Origin of the sequence: Aeromonas sp. Y318-1 (assembly GCF_027706125.1) — a bacterium.
GTDB classification, from domain to species: Bacteria; Pseudomonadota; Gammaproteobacteria; order Enterobacterales; family Aeromonadaceae; genus Aeromonas; species Aeromonas hydrophila.
In genome coordinates this window covers 1-17668 of the sequence record NZ_JAPDCM010000011.1, presented here as the reverse complement: position 1 = coordinate 17668, position 17668 = coordinate 1, and the positions used below count along the sequence as shown (strand labels likewise).

At 64.7% G+C, this 17668-nt stretch carries 16 protein-coding genes; 4 read left to right on the top strand and 12 right to left on the bottom strand.

The features are described from left to right. Positions 1-12 precede the first annotated feature (12 nt). Complete coding sequence (locus tag OKB87_RS16475) at positions 13-675, top strand: class I SAM-dependent methyltransferase (protein ID WP_270828022.1); 663 nt, start codon at positions 13-15, stop codon at positions 673-675. A gap of 15 nt (positions 676-690) precedes the next feature. Here OKB87_RS16475 and OKB87_RS16470 read toward each other — a convergent pair whose 3' ends face one another. Together OKB87_RS16470 and OKB87_RS16465 are read right to left on the bottom strand one after the other, a co-directional pair. Further along, the gene (locus tag OKB87_RS16470; RefSeq protein WP_211067212.1) at positions 691-1167 is read right to left on the bottom strand and encodes a methylated-DNA--[protein]-cysteine S-methyltransferase; all 477 of its coding nucleotides are present in this window, start codon (positions 1165-1167) and stop codon (positions 691-693) included. Then, on the bottom strand, positions 1164-2741 hold the full coding sequence (locus tag OKB87_RS16465; protein ID WP_270828021.1) for an AlkA N-terminal domain-containing protein: 1578 nt from the start codon (positions 2739-2741) through the stop codon (positions 1164-1166). Before OKB87_RS16465 ends, OKB87_RS16470 begins: the two co-directional genes overlap by 4 nt. A gap of 209 nt (positions 2742-2950) precedes the next feature. Between OKB87_RS16465 and OKB87_RS16460 the strand changes: the two genes are divergently transcribed. Next, positions 2951-3352 carry a VOC family protein gene (locus tag OKB87_RS16460; protein ID WP_017787743.1) on the top strand — a complete coding sequence of 134 codons (402 nt, stop codon included), beginning with the start codon at positions 2951-2953 and terminating at the stop codon, positions 3350-3352. Between the two features lie 69 nt (positions 3353-3421). Here OKB87_RS16460 and OKB87_RS16455 read toward each other — a convergent pair whose 3' ends face one another. The 4 genes from OKB87_RS16455 to OKB87_RS16440 all read right to left on the bottom strand — a co-directional run bounded on the left by OKB87_RS16455 (position 3422) and on the right by OKB87_RS16440 (position 6980). Continuing rightward, positions 3422-4900: a carboxypeptidase M32 gene (locus OKB87_RS16455; protein ID WP_270828020.1), complete on the bottom strand. Its 1479-nt coding sequence runs from the start codon at positions 4898-4900 to the stop codon at positions 3422-3424. Positions 4901-5033: 133 nt separating this feature from the next. Continuing rightward, on the bottom strand, positions 5034-5615 hold the full coding sequence (gene smrA, locus OKB87_RS16450) for a DNA endonuclease SmrA (protein WP_270828018.1): 582 nt from the start codon (positions 5613-5615) through the stop codon (positions 5034-5036). A gap of 153 nt (positions 5616-5768) precedes the next feature. Then, positions 5769-5954 (bottom strand): DUF3149 domain-containing protein, encoded by a 186-nt coding sequence (locus OKB87_RS16445; protein ID WP_011704978.1) that lies wholly within the window; start codon positions 5952-5954, stop codon positions 5769-5771. Positions 5955-6086: 132 nt separating this feature from the next. Further along, positions 6087-6980 carry a TraB/GumN family protein gene (locus OKB87_RS16440; protein WP_270828017.1) on the bottom strand — a complete coding sequence of 298 codons (894 nt, stop codon included), beginning with the start codon at positions 6978-6980 and terminating at the stop codon, positions 6087-6089. Positions 6981-7067: 87 nt separating this feature from the next. Between OKB87_RS16440 and OKB87_RS16435 the strand changes: the two genes are divergently transcribed. Beyond that, complete coding sequence (locus tag OKB87_RS16435) at positions 7068-7400, top strand: DUF1904 family protein (protein WP_039215483.1); 333 nt, start codon at positions 7068-7070, stop codon at positions 7398-7400. 157 nt (positions 7401-7557) lie between these two features. Here OKB87_RS16435 and OKB87_RS16430 read toward each other — a convergent pair whose 3' ends face one another. From OKB87_RS16430 to OKB87_RS16410, 5 genes are all read right to left on the bottom strand, one after another. Beyond that, positions 7558-8385, bottom strand: a complete 828-nt coding sequence (locus tag OKB87_RS16430; RefSeq protein ID WP_016349753.1) for an SDR family oxidoreductase — start codon at positions 8383-8385, stop codon at positions 7558-7560. Positions 8386-8503: 118 nt separating this feature from the next. Continuing rightward, positions 8504-9949: an OprD family outer membrane porin gene (locus tag OKB87_RS16425; protein ID WP_011704981.1), complete on the bottom strand. Its 1446-nt coding sequence runs from the start codon at positions 9947-9949 to the stop codon at positions 8504-8506. 507 nt (positions 9950-10456) lie between these two features. Continuing rightward, a complete protein-coding gene (locus OKB87_RS16420; protein WP_270828016.1) occupies positions 10457-12394 on the bottom strand; it encodes a methyl-accepting chemotaxis protein in 1938 nt (645 codons plus the stop codon). A 118-nt stretch (positions 12395-12512) separates the two neighbouring features. Beyond that, positions 12513-13409, bottom strand: a complete 897-nt coding sequence (locus tag OKB87_RS16415; protein ID WP_270828015.1) for a DMT family transporter — start codon at positions 13407-13409, stop codon at positions 12513-12515. Between the two features lie 152 nt (positions 13410-13561). After that, complete coding sequence (locus OKB87_RS16410; protein ID WP_270828013.1) at positions 13562-14623, bottom strand: PQQ-dependent sugar dehydrogenase; 1062 nt, start codon at positions 14621-14623, stop codon at positions 13562-13564. A 223-nt stretch (positions 14624-14846) separates the two neighbouring features. On the opposite strand from OKB87_RS16410, the gene OKB87_RS16405 reads away from it, so the two are divergent. Beyond that, positions 14847-16487, top strand: coding sequence for a SulP family inorganic anion transporter (locus tag OKB87_RS16405; protein WP_270828012.1), 1641 nt, complete (start codon positions 14847-14849; stop codon positions 16485-16487). Between the two features lie 24 nt (positions 16488-16511). Here OKB87_RS16405 and ppk2 read toward each other — a convergent pair whose 3' ends face one another. After that, positions 16512-17336: a polyphosphate kinase 2 gene (ppk2, locus tag OKB87_RS16400; RefSeq protein ID WP_270828011.1), complete on the bottom strand. Its 825-nt coding sequence runs from the start codon at positions 17334-17336 to the stop codon at positions 16512-16514. Between the last annotated feature and the right edge of the window lie 332 nt (positions 17337-17668).

The following is a 17668-nucleotide window of genomic DNA, read 5'->3' as shown; positions in this document are numbered from 1 at the left end:
GGAGAGGCGAGGATGACGCGATTCAATGGAGAGGGGGCGCTGGATTATGACCAGCGCATTACTCGGCTGGTGCCCGGTTATGAGCTGCTGCACCAGCTCAGCGCGTCCCAATTGATGGGGCGGCTTGGGCCGGAGGCGCGCGTTCTGCTGGTAGGGGTCGGCACGGGCAGCGAACTGCTATTGCTGGGCAGCCAGTGTCCCCGCTGGCAGTTCATTGCCCAGGACAAATCGGCCGACATGCTGGCGCAGGCCAGAAGGCAAGCCGAGCAGGCGGGGATGGCGGCGCGGATCACATGGTGGGAGGGGCCGTTGCCGGCCGACAGCATGGCGTGTGACGGTGCACTCTGTCTGCTGGTGCTGCACTTTCTGCCGCAGGAACAAAAGGCGGTACTGCTCGCTGACATCGCCCGCCAGCTCAGGCGCGGTGCCCCTCTGTTGCTGGCCGACCTGATGGCTGCGCAAGACGATGACGAGCGCGCCGTGATGGGGCTGCACGCGCACCGTGCCGGTCTGCCTCGGAGCGCCAGCGAACAGATGGTGCTGCGTTTGGCACAGGACTTCTTTCCTCTCGATGAGAAACAGACCCGACACCTGTTGCAGACGGCGGGCTTTGGCGTTGGTCGGCGCTATTTTCAGGCGCTCGGCTTCCACGGCTGGCTGGCCGAGCGCCTGTGAGTGGGCGCCGTGTCGTCAACAGGAGATCCCTTCCAGCGTGAGCAGCGCCTGCTTGATGGGCAAGCCCCCCGCATAGCCGGTCAGGCTGCCGTTCTGGCCGATCACCCGATGGCAGGGGATGATGATCGAGAGCGGGTTGCGGCCGTTGGCGGCGCCCACCGCCCGCACCGCATTGGGCTTGCCGATGGCGCGGGCGATGTCGCTGTAGCTGCGGGTCTCGCCGTAGGGAATGTCGCACAGCGCCTGCCAGACCGCTTGCTGAAACGCCGTGCCTCTCGGTGCGAGCGGCAGGGTGAAGCGTTGCAGGCGGCCGGCAAAATAGGCCTCAAATTGCGCGAGAAAAGGGGCCAGCGCCACCTTGTCTTGTAGCCAGCCACTCATGTCGGGCAGCGCGCGCAGTCCCGCCACGAAGTCCACGTGCAGCAGGCCGCGCTCGTCGATGGCCACCAGCAGATCGCCGCAGCGGCTGGGCAAGATATCGTAGCGGATCATGGGGTTGTCTCCTCTGATGGGTTGTCGCTTGCTGCGCGGCCTGGTGTCGGCTCGGTCAGCAGTGCCGATTCGGCCAACAGAGCCGGCTCCTCGCTCATGGCATGCCACAGCCAGCTCGCCGCGTAGCCGCGCCAGGGCCGCCACCTTTCGCTGTGGGCCAATACCGCTTTCACCGGCAACTTGGCGCCGCCGCCCAGCGCTTTTTGCAGCACCAGATCCGAGGCGGGGAAGGCATCCGGGTCCAGTCCGCAGCGCAGCCGCCAGTAGGCGACCGTCCAGGGGCCGATACCGGGCAGTGCCAGCAGCTGTTCATCGCTGGCGCTGATCAGGCTCAACTCGCCGCTGGCCAGCGCCTGTGCCAGCCCCTGCAGCGTTCTGATCCGGCTGCCGGGCATGCCGATACCGTCCAGGTTGAGCTTGCACAGCTGGGCAGGGGTGGGCAATTGCGCCACCCCGAATTGCGCCTCGGTACGTGCCACCAGCCGTCCGAGTATGGTGATGGCCCCCTTGACCGACACCTGCTGGCCGACGATGGCACGCAGCATCACCTCGTACTCATCCCAGCCGGCGGGCAGCCTAACTCCCGGCCAGCACGCCTGCAGACGCGCCAGCAGCGGATCCTGCCCGAGCCGCGCACCGATGCGCTGCATGTCGGCATCGAGATCCCACATCCGGCGCACCCGATACAGCAGATCCGGCAGCGCGGCGGGCGGCAGATCATGGACGCTGAGCTGCAGGCTGTGCCCCTTGCCCTGGCTGATGCGCACCCGCGCGAGCTGATCGCCGACCCGGTGCCAGCGTTCATACCCCTCGCCATCCACCCGCTCCAACCCCGGAATGGCGCGCAGCCGGTAGAACGCCAGCATGGCTGCCACGTCGTACGGGGGGCGGTAGGGAAGTTGCAGCGTGAGCATCGCCCCCTCCTCGGGCTGCGGCGCAGCCTGCGTCAGGGCGTCGCCAGCTGGCTCGCTCTGACGGCGCAGGGCCCGCGGCGCCAGCCCGTATGCCTGCTGCCAGGCGTCATTGAAGCGGCGAATGCTGGCAAAGCCCGCCGCAAACGCGATGTCGGTGATGGGTAGCCGGGTTTCGGTCAACAGTCGCTTGGCGAGCAGCAGCCGGCGCGTCTGCTCCACCTGTTTCGGCGAAGCGCCGAGGTGCTGCTCGAACTGGCGGCGCAGCGTGCGCTCACTGATGCCGGCCTGTTCCGCCAGCGTGGTGAGCGAGCCTTCCGCCAGCTCGCCGCGATCGATCCGGGCCAGCAGGCGCGCCAGCACCGGTGGCAGATCGCCGGGGGCGGCGGGCGCGAGCTCCGGCCGGCAGCGCAGGCAGGGGCGCAGGCCGTGCTGCTCCGCTGCGGCGGCGCTTTGGAAGTAGCGCACGTTGTGCTCGTGCGGTGGCCGCGCCGGACAGACAGGCCGGCAGTAGATGCCAGTGGAGAGCACGCCGGTAAAGAAGCGGCCGTCGAAGCGCGCATCGCGGGCCAGGCGGGCGGCATGGCACTGCTCGGCGCTGAGCGGCAGGTCTGCCTCATCCTCTGTGGCCGGCGGCATCGTCATGGCGTGATCTGTTGGCATCGGTGGCTCCTTGCGCCGAAAACGGGGCGGGCGCGGCGGCCCGGATGAGTGAGAGACTAAGCAGGAACGAAGGCGATGACTAGCCAGAAACGGACAGCAATTGAAATAAAGCCGAGGCCGCGCCCGCGATCGCAGGGCGTGAAAAACAGATCGGTTTGGCGGGGCAAGTGTGCGAATCTGGGGTGACAACATCCAAGGAGGAGAGAGCCATGCCAGGACCCGCACGTGCCGGCGCCCTGATCTATGCCAGGGATCCCGGCCTGCTGAGCCACTTTTATCGCACCCTGCTGCAGATGGAGATCCGCAGCCAGAGTGACGAGCTGATCGTGCAGGAAAACGCCGACATCCAGCTGTTGCTGCACGCAATCCCCGCTCCCTATGCCGAGCAGGTGGTCATCACCACGCCGCCGCAGCTGCGTGAGCAGGGCGCCATCAAGCTGTTCTTTACCGTGCCGAGCCTCGCCTGGGCGGAGGCGAAGGCGGCCGATCTCGGTGGCGGCTTGCTGCCGCAGCAATGGTCCGGCCCCGGTTTCGTGGTGCGCAATGCGTTTGACCCCGAGGGCAACATCCTGCAGTTGCGCGAGTTCACCGGCGTGCCGGACGGGCGCTGACGCGCCACGTTACCATGAAAAACGGGACCGCGAGGCCCCGTTTGTTATCTGCTGGCGGGTGCGCTGGCCCTACTTCAGATAGCGCTGCTCCAGATGGCGGCGCAGCCAGTGCGGGTTCAGCACCTCGCCGGTGGCACGGCTGACCAGCTCGTCGGTGCCGTAGCGGCTGCCCTGGGACCAGATGTGGCGGCCCAGCCAGGTGAAGATCTCCGGCAGGCGGCCCGCCGCGATCAGCTCGCCCATGTTGCCGAGCTCCCGCTCGAGCGCGAAGCGCAGCTGCGCCGCGTACATGGCGCCGAGCGTGTAGCTCGGGAAGTAGCCGAACGAGCCGTCGGTCCAGTGAATGTCCTGCATGCAGCCATTTTGGTAGTTGCCCTGGGTGGAGAGCCCCAGCCACTGCTGCATCTTGGCGTCCCACAGCGCGGGGATGTCCGCCACCTCGATGTGCCCCTCGATAAGGTCGCGCTCCAGCTCGTAGCGCAGGATGACGTGGGCCGGATAGGTCACCTCGTCCGCATCGACCCGGATAAAGCCGGGCTCGACCCGATTGTAGAGCTTGACCAGGTTCGCCGGCGCCAACGCCGCCTGTTCGCCGAAGTGGGCGCGAATGTGCGGCGCCAGCAGCGTGAGGAAGGCGGGATCATGGCCGAGCTGCATCTCGCAGAACAGGCTCTGGCTCTCGTGAATGCCCATGGAGCGCGCCTCGGCCACCGGCTGGCCCAGCAACTGGCGCGGCAAGCCCTGCTCGTAACGGGCGTGACCTGTTTCGTGGACGATGCCCATCAGGCTGGAGACAAACTCCTGCTCGTTGTAGCGGGTAGTGATGCGCACGTCGGTCGGCACCCCGCCGCAGAACGGGTGGCTGCTCACATCGAGCCGGCCATGGGCAAAATCGAAGCCGAGCAGCCCCATCACCTGCTGGCCGAGCGCCTGCTGGGCGGCGATGGAGAAGGGGCCTTGCGGGATCTGCACCGACTCGCGCTTTTGCTGCTCGCTCACAGTCTGGATCAGGTTTGGCAGCCAGCCGGTCAGATCGCCGAAGATCTCGTCGAGCCGGGCGCTGGTCATGCCCGGCTCATAGAGCGCCAGCATGGCATCGTAGGGGCGCACCCCCAGCGCGTCGGCACGCAGGCGAGCCACCTCGCGCGAGAGCGTCACCACCTCGGTGAGGTTGGGGGCAAAGCCCGCCCAGTCGTTCTCCTTGCGCTGGCGGCGCCAGGCGTGTTCGCACTTGCTGCCAGCGAGCGACAGCGCCTCCACGAGATCCCCGGGCAGCAGGCTCGCATCCTGCCAGTGGCGCTTGATTTCGCGCAGGTTGGCGCGCTGGAGCTCGTCCAGCGGCTCGCTCTCGGCCTTGGCAATCCAGTCGCTCAGCTCGGGGGCGATGCGCTTGTGGTGGATCAGCAGCCCCAGTTCGGCCATGGCCTCGGCGCGGGCTTCGTTGCCCCCCTCCGGCATCATGGCGGCCTGATCCCAGCCACAGATGGCCGAGAGGTGGGAGAGCCGGTGCAGCTGTTGCTGATGTTGTTCAAGTTTCTGATATGACATGGGATTGTCCTTGTTATCGTCCCTGATGGCGTGCACCCCGTACCTGGCATGCTCGGGGCCGATCGATGCTAGCACTGCCCTCGTGCGTTTTACCACCCTGGCTTAGGATGACTGACCAGATGACGGGCGCTGGCTAGCCGAGCCGTTTCTGATGGCGTTCGCGGTTCTCTGCCTTCTTGCGCTCGCTCTTGCGCAGCAGCACGTAGAGAGCCCCGCCGCCGCCGTGGCGACGCTCGGCGCTGTGCATGGCCATCACCGCCGGCAGTTGCGGCAGCCAGGCGCTGACATAGCTTTTGAGCAGGGCGCGCGGCGTGCTGCGCTCTCCCTTGCCGTGCAGGATCAGCAGGCAGCGGATGTCGCGCAGTTCGCAATCCGCAATGAACTGCACCAGGCTCTGGCGCGCTTCGTTCAGGGTCTTCTGGTGCAGATCCAGGCTCGCCTGCAGCTCGTATTTGCCGAGTCGCAGCTTCTTGTAGACCCCCTCCTGCACCCCGTCGCGCTTGAAGCCGACAATGGCGTGGGGGTCGAGCATCTCGATTGCCTCCATGCTGAGGTGATCCAGGGCGAGCTGCTCGGCGGTGGCGGCCTGGCGCCGCGCCAGCTGGGCATCGGTCGGGCTGCTGCCGGCCGTCTGGAGGCGGATATGGTCGTTGCGAATGGGGCGCACATCGGCCACTTCATTGCGAAACAGTGAGAGTTCGTCGTTATGAGTCACGGCAGGCTCCCCGCAGGTGGAATGAGCGGCCATTATAGCGGGCGGGGGCGGATCTGAAAGTGGCGGGTGCGCTGGTGGCGCCGGGTTGTTCAGCCCGTGAGCAAAGGGGAGGCGAGAGCGGGATCAGGCGATCGGGGATCGCCTGACGCAGGCTTATTGGCCCTCTTTCGGCGGCTTGGCGTTCATCACCTTGTAGATGAAATAGGCCGCGTAGGAACTGATCAGCAGGAAGGTACCGATAATCACCAACATGGACATCAGTCCCACGCTGTTGCCGAACATCAGGTTCATCCAAAATTCCATCTCATGCACTCCAGTCATCCCATTGATGACAGGCATGATAGATACCTCTTTGGGAGCAAAGAGATGATCTCGATCAAGTCCTTCCGTGGTTATTAAATCGGCAGCCGGATCTGTGAGCGCCCTCCCATATCAAGACCCTGACGGGGCCGATGTGGCCCCGCCTGCGCCTTATTGGCGGGCCTGCTTGCGCGGACCCGGCTCGGTGAGCGGGGTGATGCGCCAGCCCTGTTGTTCCAGCAACGCGAGCAAGCCCTGGTCGCCGTAAAGATGCAGTGCACCTACCACGATGAAGCTCTCGTTTGGCAGGGTGGACCACTTCTTCAGCCAGTTGTGGTTGCGCTCCGCCAGCAGGGTCTGCTCCAGCCAGGCCTGCAGCTTGGGCGGCGCCATTTCCGATTTGAGCAGGTTGATGAGGGTCGCCTCGTCCCCCTCTTCCCACGCCTTCATCACCTCGCGAAAGCCACGCTCGAGCTCGGGTAGCTCGTCCAGGGTGCTCTCCAGCATCAGGGTCTGGTTGTCACCGACGCTGGCGAGGTAGCCGAGCTGCTCGAGCAGGGTCTCGAAGCCGATGATGGGCTTGCCGCTGTCGCCGGCCTGTTTGGCGAAGTGCTGATCCACCCCGAGCGCGCTGCTGAAATCGGTGCGCTCCAGCGCCGCCTGGGTGAGGGTGATGGCGGCAAACCAGGGGCGCAGCGGGGCCAGCATGTTCTCGGTCAGGCCGTTCTGGCCGGCGGCGATGATGGTGCGCCGGTAGAGATCGAGCGGCAGGTGCTCCTTGAGGGTCTTGCCGTCCACCAGCCGGGTGATGGCCCCCATCTCCTGCCACTGCTGCTGGCTGATGTGGGTCAGGTCGACCTCCAGCACCAAGGCGCGGCTCTGCAGCCAGGCCCGCTCGATGGGGTCGGGCAGCGGATAGAGCGAGGGCTTGCCCGCGTGGATGGAGCCCAGCAGCCAGTGCTGCTGATCGCCCTTGCTGACCTTATAGAAGGCGGGGTCGGCAAAGGCGCTCAGCGGCAGCAGCAGGCAGAGCAGGAAGGGGAGCAGCAGGCGATGGAGTCTCATGGGGCACCTTATGTCAGCGGATGGCTTCTCTTCGTCACAATAACCCCTATGATAAGTCCTCATTTGTCACAGCCAAGAGGTTTTCCCATGCCCCACCTTCGTTTTCGGGCCGTCTCCGTCGACACCCTCAAGCAGATAAGCGCCCCCCTGCTGGCGGATCTCTGTGCCCTTACCGGGGGCAAACCGGAGTTCGTCACCCTGGAGAGCATCGACAGCCACTGGGTGCGCGAGGGGGAGGTCGAGGCCGGCTTTCCGTTCGTCGAGCTGGTCTGGTTCGAACGCCCGCAGGAGCTGCAGGACGCGGCCGCGGCGCTGATCACCCGTCACCTGAAAGCGGTGCTGGGGGAGCAGACCTATGTGGTGGTGCAGGTGCTGCCCATCGTCAAGAGCTGCTATTACAGCAACGGCCAGCACTACTGAGCGGGGACTGCCAGGGATGGCGGCTTGGCTGATTCAAGCCACTCTGGCGCCGCACTCTGGTGCCGGTTGGTGGGGATGAGACGAGAGGCGACGACGCTCGTCGTCGCCCCTGGCTGCAGGCTGCTTGCGGGCGTGCCGGGTGGCGAAGCGGTCGCCGTCAGGCCGACTTGGCGAGGATCCGGTCGAGCAGGCGGCTTGGCAACAGGCGGCGCAGCACCCCGAACAGCCGGGTCGGGAAGGTGATCGGGTAGCGGTGTTTGGGGCGCGGGCTGCCGAGTGCGTGCAGCAGCGGTGCAATGCAGGCCTCGCTTGGCAGGGTAAAGCCACGGGCACCCCCTTCACGCTCCAGCCGGCTCAGGGTCTGCTGGTAGGCGGCCTGATGGCGGCTGGCGGCGGGCTCTATGTGGCGCAGGAAGGCGGCGCGGGCATTGGCCCGAAAGCGGGTGTCGATGGGGCCTGGTTCGATCAGGCTGATCTGCACGCCGCTGCCGGCCAGCTCCAGGCGCAGGGTATCGGTATACCCTTCCAGCGCGAACTTGCTGGCGTTGTAGGCGCCGCGATACTTCATGGCCACCAGCCCCAGCACCGAGCTGTTCTGCACGATGCGCCCCTCGCCGGCCGCCAGCATGGCCGGCAGCAGCTGGCGAATGAGGTGGTGCCAGCCGAACAGGTTGGTGTCGAACTGCTCGCGCAGCGCCTGGGTGGGCAAATCCTCCAGCGCGCCGGGCTGGCCGTAGGCGCCGTTGTTGAACAGGCCATAGAGGCGGCCGCCAGCCAGTGCCTGCGCCTCGGCCGCGCCCCGCTCTATGCTGGCCTCGTTGGCCAGATCCAGCTCGACCGCCAGCAAACCCAGCTGGCGCAGTTGCGCCACGTCCTCGGCCTTGCGGGCGGAGGCGATGACGGTGTAGCCGTGCTGGCCGAGCGCCTTGGCGGCAGCCAGGCCGATGCCGCTGGAGCAGCCGGTGATCAGAACGAAGCGGGACATGGGCGCATCCTTGTGTGACGAGGCAGGCAGAAGCGCCTGCGGCTTTGCATGTTAACCCGCAGATCAGAAAAAAGAAAACCGGGCCAATTGGCCCGGTTTGCTAACTTCAACCACCTGCTTACAGGATGGTGAACGGCATGATGATGTGGAACTTGACGTCTTTCTCGGAGGCGAAGATGTTGGGGTATTCGGTCCAACCGCCGCTCTGGCTGATGTCGTTGTTGTAATCGGTGTAGTGCAGCTTGAACAGGGTGCCCTTCAGCTTGCCATCCTGCACTGTGTACATGACGTCGAAGTTGGCTGCCCATTCGGTATCTTCACCGTTGGTGGCCTTGGTGCCGTCGCCTTTCTGGATATCCCAGCCGTAGGCACCGGAGACACCGACGGACCAGCCAGGTGCACCCACCAGGTCATCCAGGGAACGGGTCACGCCGAAGTACAGCGCTTTCTCGTTGTTGGCGTTCCAGTCGGAGCGGGAGTCCCACCAGATTTCGTTCGCGCCCTGAGAGTTGCCGTAGCCACGGGTCAGACGGGGCAGGTAGTTGCCTTCGTTACCCTCGGCCTTGGTCCACAGACCTTCCAGACGGAAGCCGTACGGGCCCATGCCCCAGGCGGCGGTCAGTGCTTGCTGCCATGCCAGGCCATCGTAAGTCTCGATGTCGGCACCACCCTTCTGATAGGTCTTGGTGTCGGAACCGTAGAACTGGTAGCTGGTGGAGAGGCCGTTCAGCACGTCGAATTTATGGGCCAGCTTGAAGTGGTAGCTGTCCATGTAGTTTTCGGAGTTACCGTAGGAACCTGTGATGGCGGTGCCGTTCTCGAAGGTGTAACGGGCGGCGACACCCTGGATGTAGTCGATGACGTTTTCATCGGCGAACGGATCCATCCATGCCTTGGCACGGGAGAACTTCTGGGTCTCTTTGTACCAGGGAGATTTGTACTCGTCGGCGATGGCGTAGGTCAGGTAGAGGCCACCGAAGTTACCCTCGATCTGGCCACCACGGTAGGTACCCGGCTGATAGGACCAGTTCACGCCGATCACGCCCGGTACGTAGAGCTGGGTCAGACCACCCTTGGCGGTGAGGGCACCGTCCAGCGCCTTGAATTTCAGCGAGGCGTTGGCCAGGCTGAAGCCGCCTTCCGGGGAGCCGTCCTTGTAGTTTTCGCCCCATTTGTTGCCGGCGAAGGAGAATTCGTTCTCTTGGTTGACCGGGTGGTTCTCGGTCACGGCCAGATCATAGGCACCGAAACCGCCCACATCGATACCCACCACGTCCCAGGCGTAGCCGGAGTTGAAGTTCAGGGAGGCCTGGGTGGTGGCGTGGCTCAGGTTGGACTGGTATTTGCCTTCTTTGTTCTTGGCAGTGGGGTCGCCGTCGATACGCTGACGATCACGCTGGAAGTAGAAGAGGCCACCGTTGAGTTTGCCTTCTTCATAGAATTTGCTGGCGGCGGCTGCATAGGTGGGGCCGGCTTCGTCGGCAGCCAACACCATACCGGGGGCGAGCATGGCAGCAACGATGGCTGCGCTCAATGCGGCACGTTTGAAGATCACTTTTTCCATTTTGTATTGCTCCTGATTTTATGGACTTAGCTTTTTTTGTCCGGCAGTCAGGCAAGCGCCCGCCGCTCGGTATTGGCATTGCAATCAAGACCCCGAAGGGCAAAAAGTTCGAGTATGTCGGCTGCGGCCGCGACGTCTTGGCACATCTGCGGTGGTGCAGTTCTGTTCATCACATATTTTGTTTTTTTGTGTTCCGATCCTTGGCTATCGGACAATCCAAGAGTACGTTCGCGGTGCGAAATATCAATGGAAAGTTCCCACCAAGTTTCAAAAATATGACCGAGTGCAAATAATCATGACGCTTGCTGTGGACACTCCCAGCCCGCTGATATCGGTGATGACAACGTTTTCAGATGAAATTGCCGGCCGATCCGGACGGATCGCACTGTGCAGAGGGATCTTTCTTCGTTAACCAGCGGATAACAGATAATTTTGTGCCACAAAAAAAGATAAACCCCTGCGCGATGGCAGGGGCCGGGTAGGGGACGCCGGCTAAACCGGCACGGCTCAGGCCTGATGACCGAGGATGCGCGGGATCTGGCTGGCCTGGTGGTGGATGTGCTCCGACACCTGCACCGAGAGGCGGCTGCCCTGGCGGGCGTGCTGGCTGATGCGGCCGATGAGATCGGCAAAACTGGCCAGCTTGTGCTCCTGGCTCTTGGCATTGTCGGCCCCCTGCAGGGCGATGACCGCCGTGCTGCGCGCCATCTCCCGCACCGCCTGGGTGGTCTGGCGCAGCTGCTCCGCCTGCTGGCGCTGGGCGGCGGCTTCTGCGGTGATGCGCGCCAGCACGGTACCGAGCTGCTCCCCCGCCTGGGTCAGCCTGGTCAGGATTTCGGTGATCTGGCCGAGGGAGCGCTGGGTATCGGCAGAGAGGTGGCGCACCTCGTCGGCCACCACCGCAAAGCCGCGCCCCTGCTCGCCCGCCCGGGCCGCCTCGATGGCCGCGTTGAGCGCCAGCAGGTTGGTCTGCTGGGAGATGTGGCCGATCACGTCGACGATGGCGGTCACGTCTTCCACCGAGCGCTTGAGCTGGGCCAGGGCGCCGCCACTTTCGTCGATGGCGAGTCCGGTCTGGGCGGTGGCCTGCAACATGCCGCCCACCAGCTGCTCGCTCTGGCTCATGGAGCGTTCGTTGTGCTGGGCGTGCTGCGCTATCTCGGCGGCCACCTGATGCACCTCGCCGGCCAGCTGGTTCAGCTCGCTCATCATCAGATCGCTCTCGTCCACCGCCTGCTCCGTGGTGCGGGTGCTGTGATGGATCTCCTGCACCTGGTTGACCATCCCCTGCAGGCTTTGCGACACCGCCGACAGCTGGCCCTCTTTCTGCTGCTGATCCTGCTGCAGCCGCAGGATGAGGCGGTTGTAGCTGGCGACGATGTCGGCCAGCTCGTTGCGCTCGCGTCCCTCTGGCAGGGTCTCAGCCTGCCCGGTCTCGTCGAGCTGCAGGAAGGCCGTGCGCAGGCGCAGCAGCGGCCTGACCAGCCAGCGGCGCTGTACCAGCGCAAATAGCAAGGCGACCAGCACCAGACAGAGCGCCAGACTGCCGAGGATGGCGGCCAGCCGCTGGTTGACCGCCTGGCGGGCAGCGGCCAGTTCGCTGCCCATCTGGCCGGTGGCCTGCAGCATCTGGCCTATGTCCTGCTGCACGGCGAGACGGCCCGCCTGCTGCTGTTGCAGCGCCTTGCGGCTGTTCTCCAGCTCCTGCGGGTAACGCTTGAGCAGCGAGAGCAGTTCGGCTTTGGGCAGATCCCCGAGTTCCTTGCGCTCCGGTTCCCCCAGGGTGAATTCGTCGGCGGGGGGCGCCTCGAACAGGCCGAGCGGCGGCAGGGCCGCCAGCTGTTCGGCCTGTTTTTGCAGGGCCGCCAGCTCGAACTGCAACCCTTCCAGCAGCTTGGGGCTGGCCTGCTCCATGTAGTTCTGGCGCAGGTGAGCGAGCCCCGGCAGGGCCGCCAGCAGGTCGCCGGCCAGCTGGCGATAACGCTCGGCGCTGGCCGGGTCGCTCCCCGTTGCCCCTTGCTGGCCGTAACGCAGCACTGCCCTGGCCTGATCGGTCAGCTCGTTCTCGGCATTTTGCAGCAGCCACTGGCTGTTGCCGGAGAGCTTGCCGGCCGCCAGATAGTCGCTGTCGATGCGCGTTCCCATCTGTTCGAGCAGGGTGCGCAGCTGGGCCGTGAGCGCCACATCCTGCTGGGTGAGCTGGGCAAGCGCCTGTTTGCGCACCGCTTCGGCCTCGGTCAGCCGCAGCGGATCGCCGCTGGCGAGGTAGTCGCGCAGGGTGCCCTGCAGGGTGCCGGTGAGCCGCTGCTGCAGCCGTTCGTGCTGGTACTGGGCCTGCTCGGCTTGGTTGAGCTGTTGCCAGCCGTGCCAGAGGGCACCGACCTGCACGGCGGCGACCAGCAGCAGAGCGAGGGAAGAGAGGGAGGCGTAATGGGCAATTTTCACGGCAGCATTCCTGCTTGTTGAACCACGGCGATGGGCGTCGGCGTGAGCTTAAGCAGCAGAGATGGCGCTTTTATGACAGTCAGCCCGGCGGCTCGGACTGACTGTCGAGGAGGCTGGCTTACGGCTGCGGTGCCGGGGCTTCCTGCTGCTGGCGGGCAGGGGGCTTGCCCAGCATGCCGAGCAGGGCGCCCCCCATGATGAGAGCACCAGCCAGCAGGTGACGGGGGGTGAGCTGCTCGCCATTGAGCAGCACCAGCAGCAGCGTGCTTAGCAGCGGCGTCAGATAGGCCAGTGCCCCGATCCGGCGCGGATCCCCGTCCCGCAGCGCCAGATACCAGGTGACGAAGGCCGCCCCCATGGGGCCGAGCGCCAGCCCGATGATGAGGCCCCAGTCACCGGCCGGGATGCGGGCCACCGGCAGCGGTCCCTCCAGCAGCCAGGCCAGCAGCAGCGCCAGCAGCCCGGCGGGCAGGCAGGCTGCCGCCGTCATTACCGCCGGGGCCGGCGGCAGCCGGCGCGACAGCACCGAGTAGGCGCCCCAGACGATGGCGGCCCCCAACGCCAGCAGATAGCCCGGCAGATAGGCCTGTTGCAGCTGCAGCTCGCCGTTCACCATCACCAGTACCGAGCCGGCCAGACCCAGGGCGCCGGCCAGCAGGTGACGGCCGTGCAGCGGGTGACCGGGCAGCAGCAATGGGGTGAACAAGATGATGCACAATGGCCACAGGTAGTTGATGAGGTTTGCCTCCAGCACGGGGGCGTGGCGAAAGCTCATGAACAGCAGCAGGTGGTAGAGCAGCAGGGCGCTGATGGTCACAAGCCAGTTGACCGGACGAGCCCGCCACTGACGCCAGAACGGCAGGGCTCCCACCCCGCAGAAAAACAGCACCAGCCCCACCAGCACCAGCGGCGACACGCTGGTGACCCGGGAGGTGAGCGCCGCCAGCGAGGCCCACAGCACTATGGTGAGCAGCGCCAGCCCGGTGGACTTGTCCCACCACGAAGCAGCAGACATCCAACACTCCTTTGCAGATGAATGAACAAAAGGAGGGCCAGTCTAGCAGACCGGCCCTCCCAGGGCATAAAGTGTTGCCCTTCATTTACCGGTGGCGGGGATGCCTGTTCTCATGCCACGGAGTATTGCAAGATTGCGGACCACCATGGTCATCAGGGACTCAGTTTGAGCAGGCGTCCCTGACCTGAGTCCGTCAGCAGATAAAGCACGCCGTCGGGTCCCTCCTTGATGGTGCGGATCCGCTCTCCCTGCTCGGTGAGCAGCCGCTCTTCCCCGATGATCTTGTCCCCCGCCAGCTGCAGTCGTACCAGAGCCTGGCCACGCAGGGCGCCGATCAGCAGATTGCCCTGCCAGCCTCGAAACAGCTCGCCCTGATAGAAGATCATGCCTGATGGGGCGATGGAGGGCACCCAGACCCACTTGGGGGGCGTCATCCCGGGAGCTTCGCTGCCAGAACCGATCTTGCCGCCGCCATACTCCTCGCCGAAGGTCACTCTGGGCCAGCCATAGTTGTGACCGGGCAGGATGAGATTGACCTCGTCCCCGCCCTGGGGGCCGTGCTCGTAGGCCCAGAACTGCTGGCTGCCGGGGCGCAGGGCGGCCCCCTGCATGTTGCGATGACCCAGGCTCCAGATCTCCGGCAGGGCGCCGGGTGTCTTGACGAAGGGGTTGTCGGCGGGGATCCGGCCATCCTTGTGCAGGCGTACCGTCTTGCCGAGGTGGTTGTCGAGGGACTGGGCCTGCTCCCGCTCGCTGAAGCGATCACCCAGGGTGATGAAGAGGTAGCCATCCTCCGTCAGCAGCAGCCTCGATCCGAAGTGAGCGCCCCCGGCGACCTTGGGCTGCTGACTAAACAGCCGTTGCCAGTCGACGAGCACATCCTTTTGCAGCCGTGCCCGGCCCACGGCGGTTCCGGCCCCACCGTTGCCTGGCTCGCTGTAGCTGAGATAAACCCAGCCATCGTCATCCAGGGCGAGATCGAGCAGGCCACCCTGACCTGTAGCGGCAATCGCCGGCAGTCCCCGGATGGAGTGGTGTTCGCCAGTTGCGTCTATGCGCAGCAGCCGGCCGGGCCGCTCGCCGACTAGCCATTCGCCATCGGGCAGGATAACCAGCCCCCAGGGGTGGCTCAGCCCCTCTGCCAGCGGGGTCAGGGTCAGAGCCCGCAGCGGAGTTACCAGACAGATCAGCAGCAGGGTGAGCAGTCGCAACATGGTGTCCCTCTCTCAAATCGGGCCTGTGTCCAAATCGGGTCGGTGCGTCGCCAAAACGCCGCTGAAGTATAGGGGCAAGAAAAACCTGAGGCACAACAAGCTGCTGCGTCATCGGTGTGCATACACTTCATGCTGTCTGCGCAGCATTGGCAGGGTTGGCAAACCACAGTCCAGGTCGGCGCACCGCGGCAATTCGCTCTCCCAGGGAGCATGGAGGAGTCACATGTCATCATTCGCATCGGCGCCCAGGCGCCTTCTTCCCGATTTGCTGGCCGGCATCACCGCGGCGGCGGTGGTGCTGCCCAAGGCCATGGCCTACGCCACAGTGGCCGGGCTGCCGGTGGCGATCGGTCTTTACACTGCGTTCGTGCCCATGCTGATCTACGCGCTGCTGGGCTCCTCCCGGGTGCTCAGCGTCAGCTCCACCAGCACCCTGGCGATCCTGACCGCTACCCAGCTCGGGCTGGTGGTGCCGGATGGCGATCCCGGCAGGTTGATCACGGTGACGGCCACCCTGACCCTGCTGGTCGGCGCCATGCTGCTGCTGGCGGCTGTGCTGCGGCTAGGTTTCGTGGCCAACTTCATCTCGCTACCGGTGCTGGTGGGGTTCAAGAGCGGCATAGGGCTGGTCATCATCCTCGATCAGTTGCCCAAGCTGTTCGGGGTACATATCCAGAAGGAGAACTTCTTTCTGGATCTCTACCATCTGGGACAGGCTCTGCCCCATACCTCCTGGCTGACGCTGGGGGTCGCCCTCGTTACCCTGGTGGTGCTGGTGGTCATGGAGTGGCGTTTTCCCCATTCGCCCGCACCCCTGCTGGGGGTGAGTCTCGGCATAGCGCTGGTATGGGGCTGGGGTCTGAACGAGGCTGGGGTTGCCATCGTCGGCGCCATTCCCACCGGCCTGCCCAGTGTGACCATGCCGGACTTGACCCTGGTACTGCAGCTGTTGCCGGGGGCGGCGGGCATTGCGCTGATGAGTTTCACCGAGACCATCGCCGCCGGCCGGGCCTTCGTAGGGAAGGAAGAGCCCGAGATCAACCCGAACCGCGAGCTGGTGGCCACCGGGTTGTCCAACCTGGGAGGCTCCCTGTGTGGCAGCATGCCGGCAGGGGGCGGCACCTCCCAGACGGCAGTGGTACGTTCCGTTGGCGGCATGAGCCAGCGGGCCTCCGTGGTCACCGCCGTGATGGCGCTGGCGACCATGATTTTTCTCGCCCCGCTGCTCTCCTGGCTGCCGAGCGCCACTTTGGCGGTGGTGGTCATCGTCTATTCGGTGGGGCTCATTCAGCCGGGAGAGTTTCGCAAGATAGGGCAGATCCGGATGATGGAGTTTCGCTGGGCCGTCATCGCCTGCCTGGGGGTGCTGCTGTTCGGTACCCTGGAAGGCATAGTGGTGGCGATCCTGGCCTCCTTGCTGGGGCTGGCCAGCCAGACGGCGCAGCCGCCGCTCCATGTGATTGGCCGCAAGCCCGGTGAGGATGTGCTGCGCCCGCTGGCGGCCCGCCACCCGGATGACGAGACCATTCCGGGCCTGCTGATCCTGCGACCGGAGGGACGCCTCTTCTTCATCAATGTGCAGCATGTGGCGGCCGGGATGCGCGAATTGATCGCGCGCCATCAACCCCGGGTGGTGGTGCTCGATATGAGCCGGGTACAGGATGTGGAGTATTCGGCTTTGATGATGCTGATGGAAGGGGAGCAGCTGGCCAGATCCAAGGGGGTTACGCTCTGGCTGGCCGGACTCAATCCCGGGGTGCTCGAGAATGTGCGCCGCAGTGGCTTGGCTGCCCAGCTGGGGGAGAGCCGCATGCTGTTCAATGCCAGGGCCGCCATCCGTCAATACCAGCAGAATCAGGGGTGAGCACGGACTCACCCCTGCCGCTGTCTAGAAGGGTTCCGGGATAAAGCGGAACGGGTGCTCAGAGGGTTTGACCTTGCCTATCTTGCGTTTGGGCAGCTTGATGGGCTCGGCCGGGAGATCCTGGTAGGGAACGTGGGCCAGCAGGTGGGAGATGATGTTGAGCCGCACCTTCTTCTTGTCCTCGGAGCGGGCCACGAACCAGGGGGCCCAGGCGGTGTCGGTGGCGGTGAACATGGCGTCCCGTGCCCGGGTGTAGTCATCCCAGCGATCGAATGATTTGATGTCCATGGGGGAGAGCTTCCAGATCTTGCGGCCATCGTCGATGCGATCCCGCAGTCGCCGCTCCTGCTCGTCGGGGGTTACCTCCAGCCAGTACTTCAGCAAAATGATGCCGGAGTCGACCATGGCCTGCTCCACCATGGGAACCCCGGCCAGAAACTTGTCGCTCGCCTCCTCGCTGCAAAAGCCCATGACGCGCTCCACGCCGGCCCGGTTGTACCAGCTGCGATCGAAGATGACGATTTCGCCTGCTGCGGGCAGATGCGGGATATAGCGCTGGAAGTAGAGCTGGCTCTTCTCCCGCTCGGTGGGGGCCGGCAGCGCTATGACCCGGAACACCCGAGGACTGACCCGCTCGGTGATCGCCTTGATGGTGCCCCCCTTGCCGGCGCCGTCGCGCCCCTCGAACACGATGCAGACCTTGAGCCCCTTGTGCACCACCCACTGTTGCAGTTTCACCAGCTCCACGTGCAGGCGACGCAGCTCCTTTTCGTATGCCTTGTTGCCAAGGGGCTGCTGTGCGTCGGCCACGGCCTGCTGTTCTATTTTGCTTTTTTTGTTGTTACCCATGATGCCCTTCTTTTTGTCCCAAACGGATTAGAGTGCGACCGTCATCCCGGACGGTGCATTTCAAGCGTAGATGAGGGTTTTTCGGGCATGGGGATAGAGAAGACAAAGGGAGGCCATCATCTGGCGCAGGGCGTAGGGGAAAGTCCGGCTGAATGGCGGCCTTGGCCTGAAACGAGCAAGGGGTTGGCATCGTGATGATGCCAACCCCTTGTTTTGTATGGCGCTCCCGACTGGAGTCGAACCAGTGGCCTGTCCCTTAGGAGTCCAGAAATTATTAGTTTCATATAGAATCAGTTGGTTTTATATGAAATGTTTTTTTGATTAAAAACAGT

Coding starts and splice junctions, on each gene's coding strand:
- OKB87_RS16405 (WP_270828012.1), top strand. CDS start 14,847: ATGTCATCATTCGCATCGGCGCCCAGGCGCCTTCTTCCCGATTTGCTG.
- OKB87_RS16435 (WP_039215483.1), top strand. CDS start 7,068: ATGCCCCACCTTCGTTTTCGGGCCGTCTCCGTCGACACCCTCAAGCAG.
- OKB87_RS16430 (WP_016349753.1), bottom strand. CDS start 8,385: ATGTCCCGCTTCGTTCTGATCACCGGCTGCTCCAGCGGCATCGGCCTG.
- OKB87_RS16475 (WP_270828022.1), top strand. CDS start 13: ATGACGCGATTCAATGGAGAGGGGGCGCTGGATTATGACCAGCGCATT.
- OKB87_RS16455 (WP_270828020.1), bottom strand. CDS start 4,900: ATGTCATATCAGAAACTTGAACAACATCAGCAACAGCTGCACCGGCTC.
- OKB87_RS16470 (WP_211067212.1), bottom strand. CDS start 1,167: ATGATCCGCTACGATATCTTGCCCAGCCGCTGCGGCGATCTGCTGGTG.
- OKB87_RS16465 (WP_270828021.1), bottom strand. CDS start 2,741: ATGCCAACAGATCACGCCATGACGATGCCGCCGGCCACAGAGGATGAG.
- OKB87_RS16415 (WP_270828015.1), bottom strand. CDS start 13,409: ATGTCTGCTGCTTCGTGGTGGGACAAGTCCACCGGGCTGGCGCTGCTC.
- OKB87_RS16410 (WP_270828013.1), bottom strand. CDS start 14,623: ATGTTGCGACTGCTCACCCTGCTGCTGATCTGTCTGGTAACTCCGCTG.
- OKB87_RS16440 (WP_270828017.1), bottom strand. CDS start 6,980: ATGAGACTCCATCGCCTGCTGCTCCCCTTCCTGCTCTGCCTGCTGCTG.
- OKB87_RS16425 (WP_011704981.1), bottom strand. CDS start 9,949: ATGGAAAAAGTGATCTTCAAACGTGCCGCATTGAGCGCAGCCATCGTT.
- OKB87_RS16460 (WP_017787743.1), top strand. CDS start 2,951: ATGCCAGGACCCGCACGTGCCGGCGCCCTGATCTATGCCAGGGATCCC.
- OKB87_RS16445 (WP_011704978.1), bottom strand. CDS start 5,954: ATGCCTGTCATCAATGGGATGACTGGAGTGCATGAGATGGAATTTTGG.
- ppk2 (WP_270828011.1), bottom strand. CDS start 17,336: ATGGGTAACAACAAAAAAAGCAAAATAGAACAGCAGGCCGTGGCCGAC.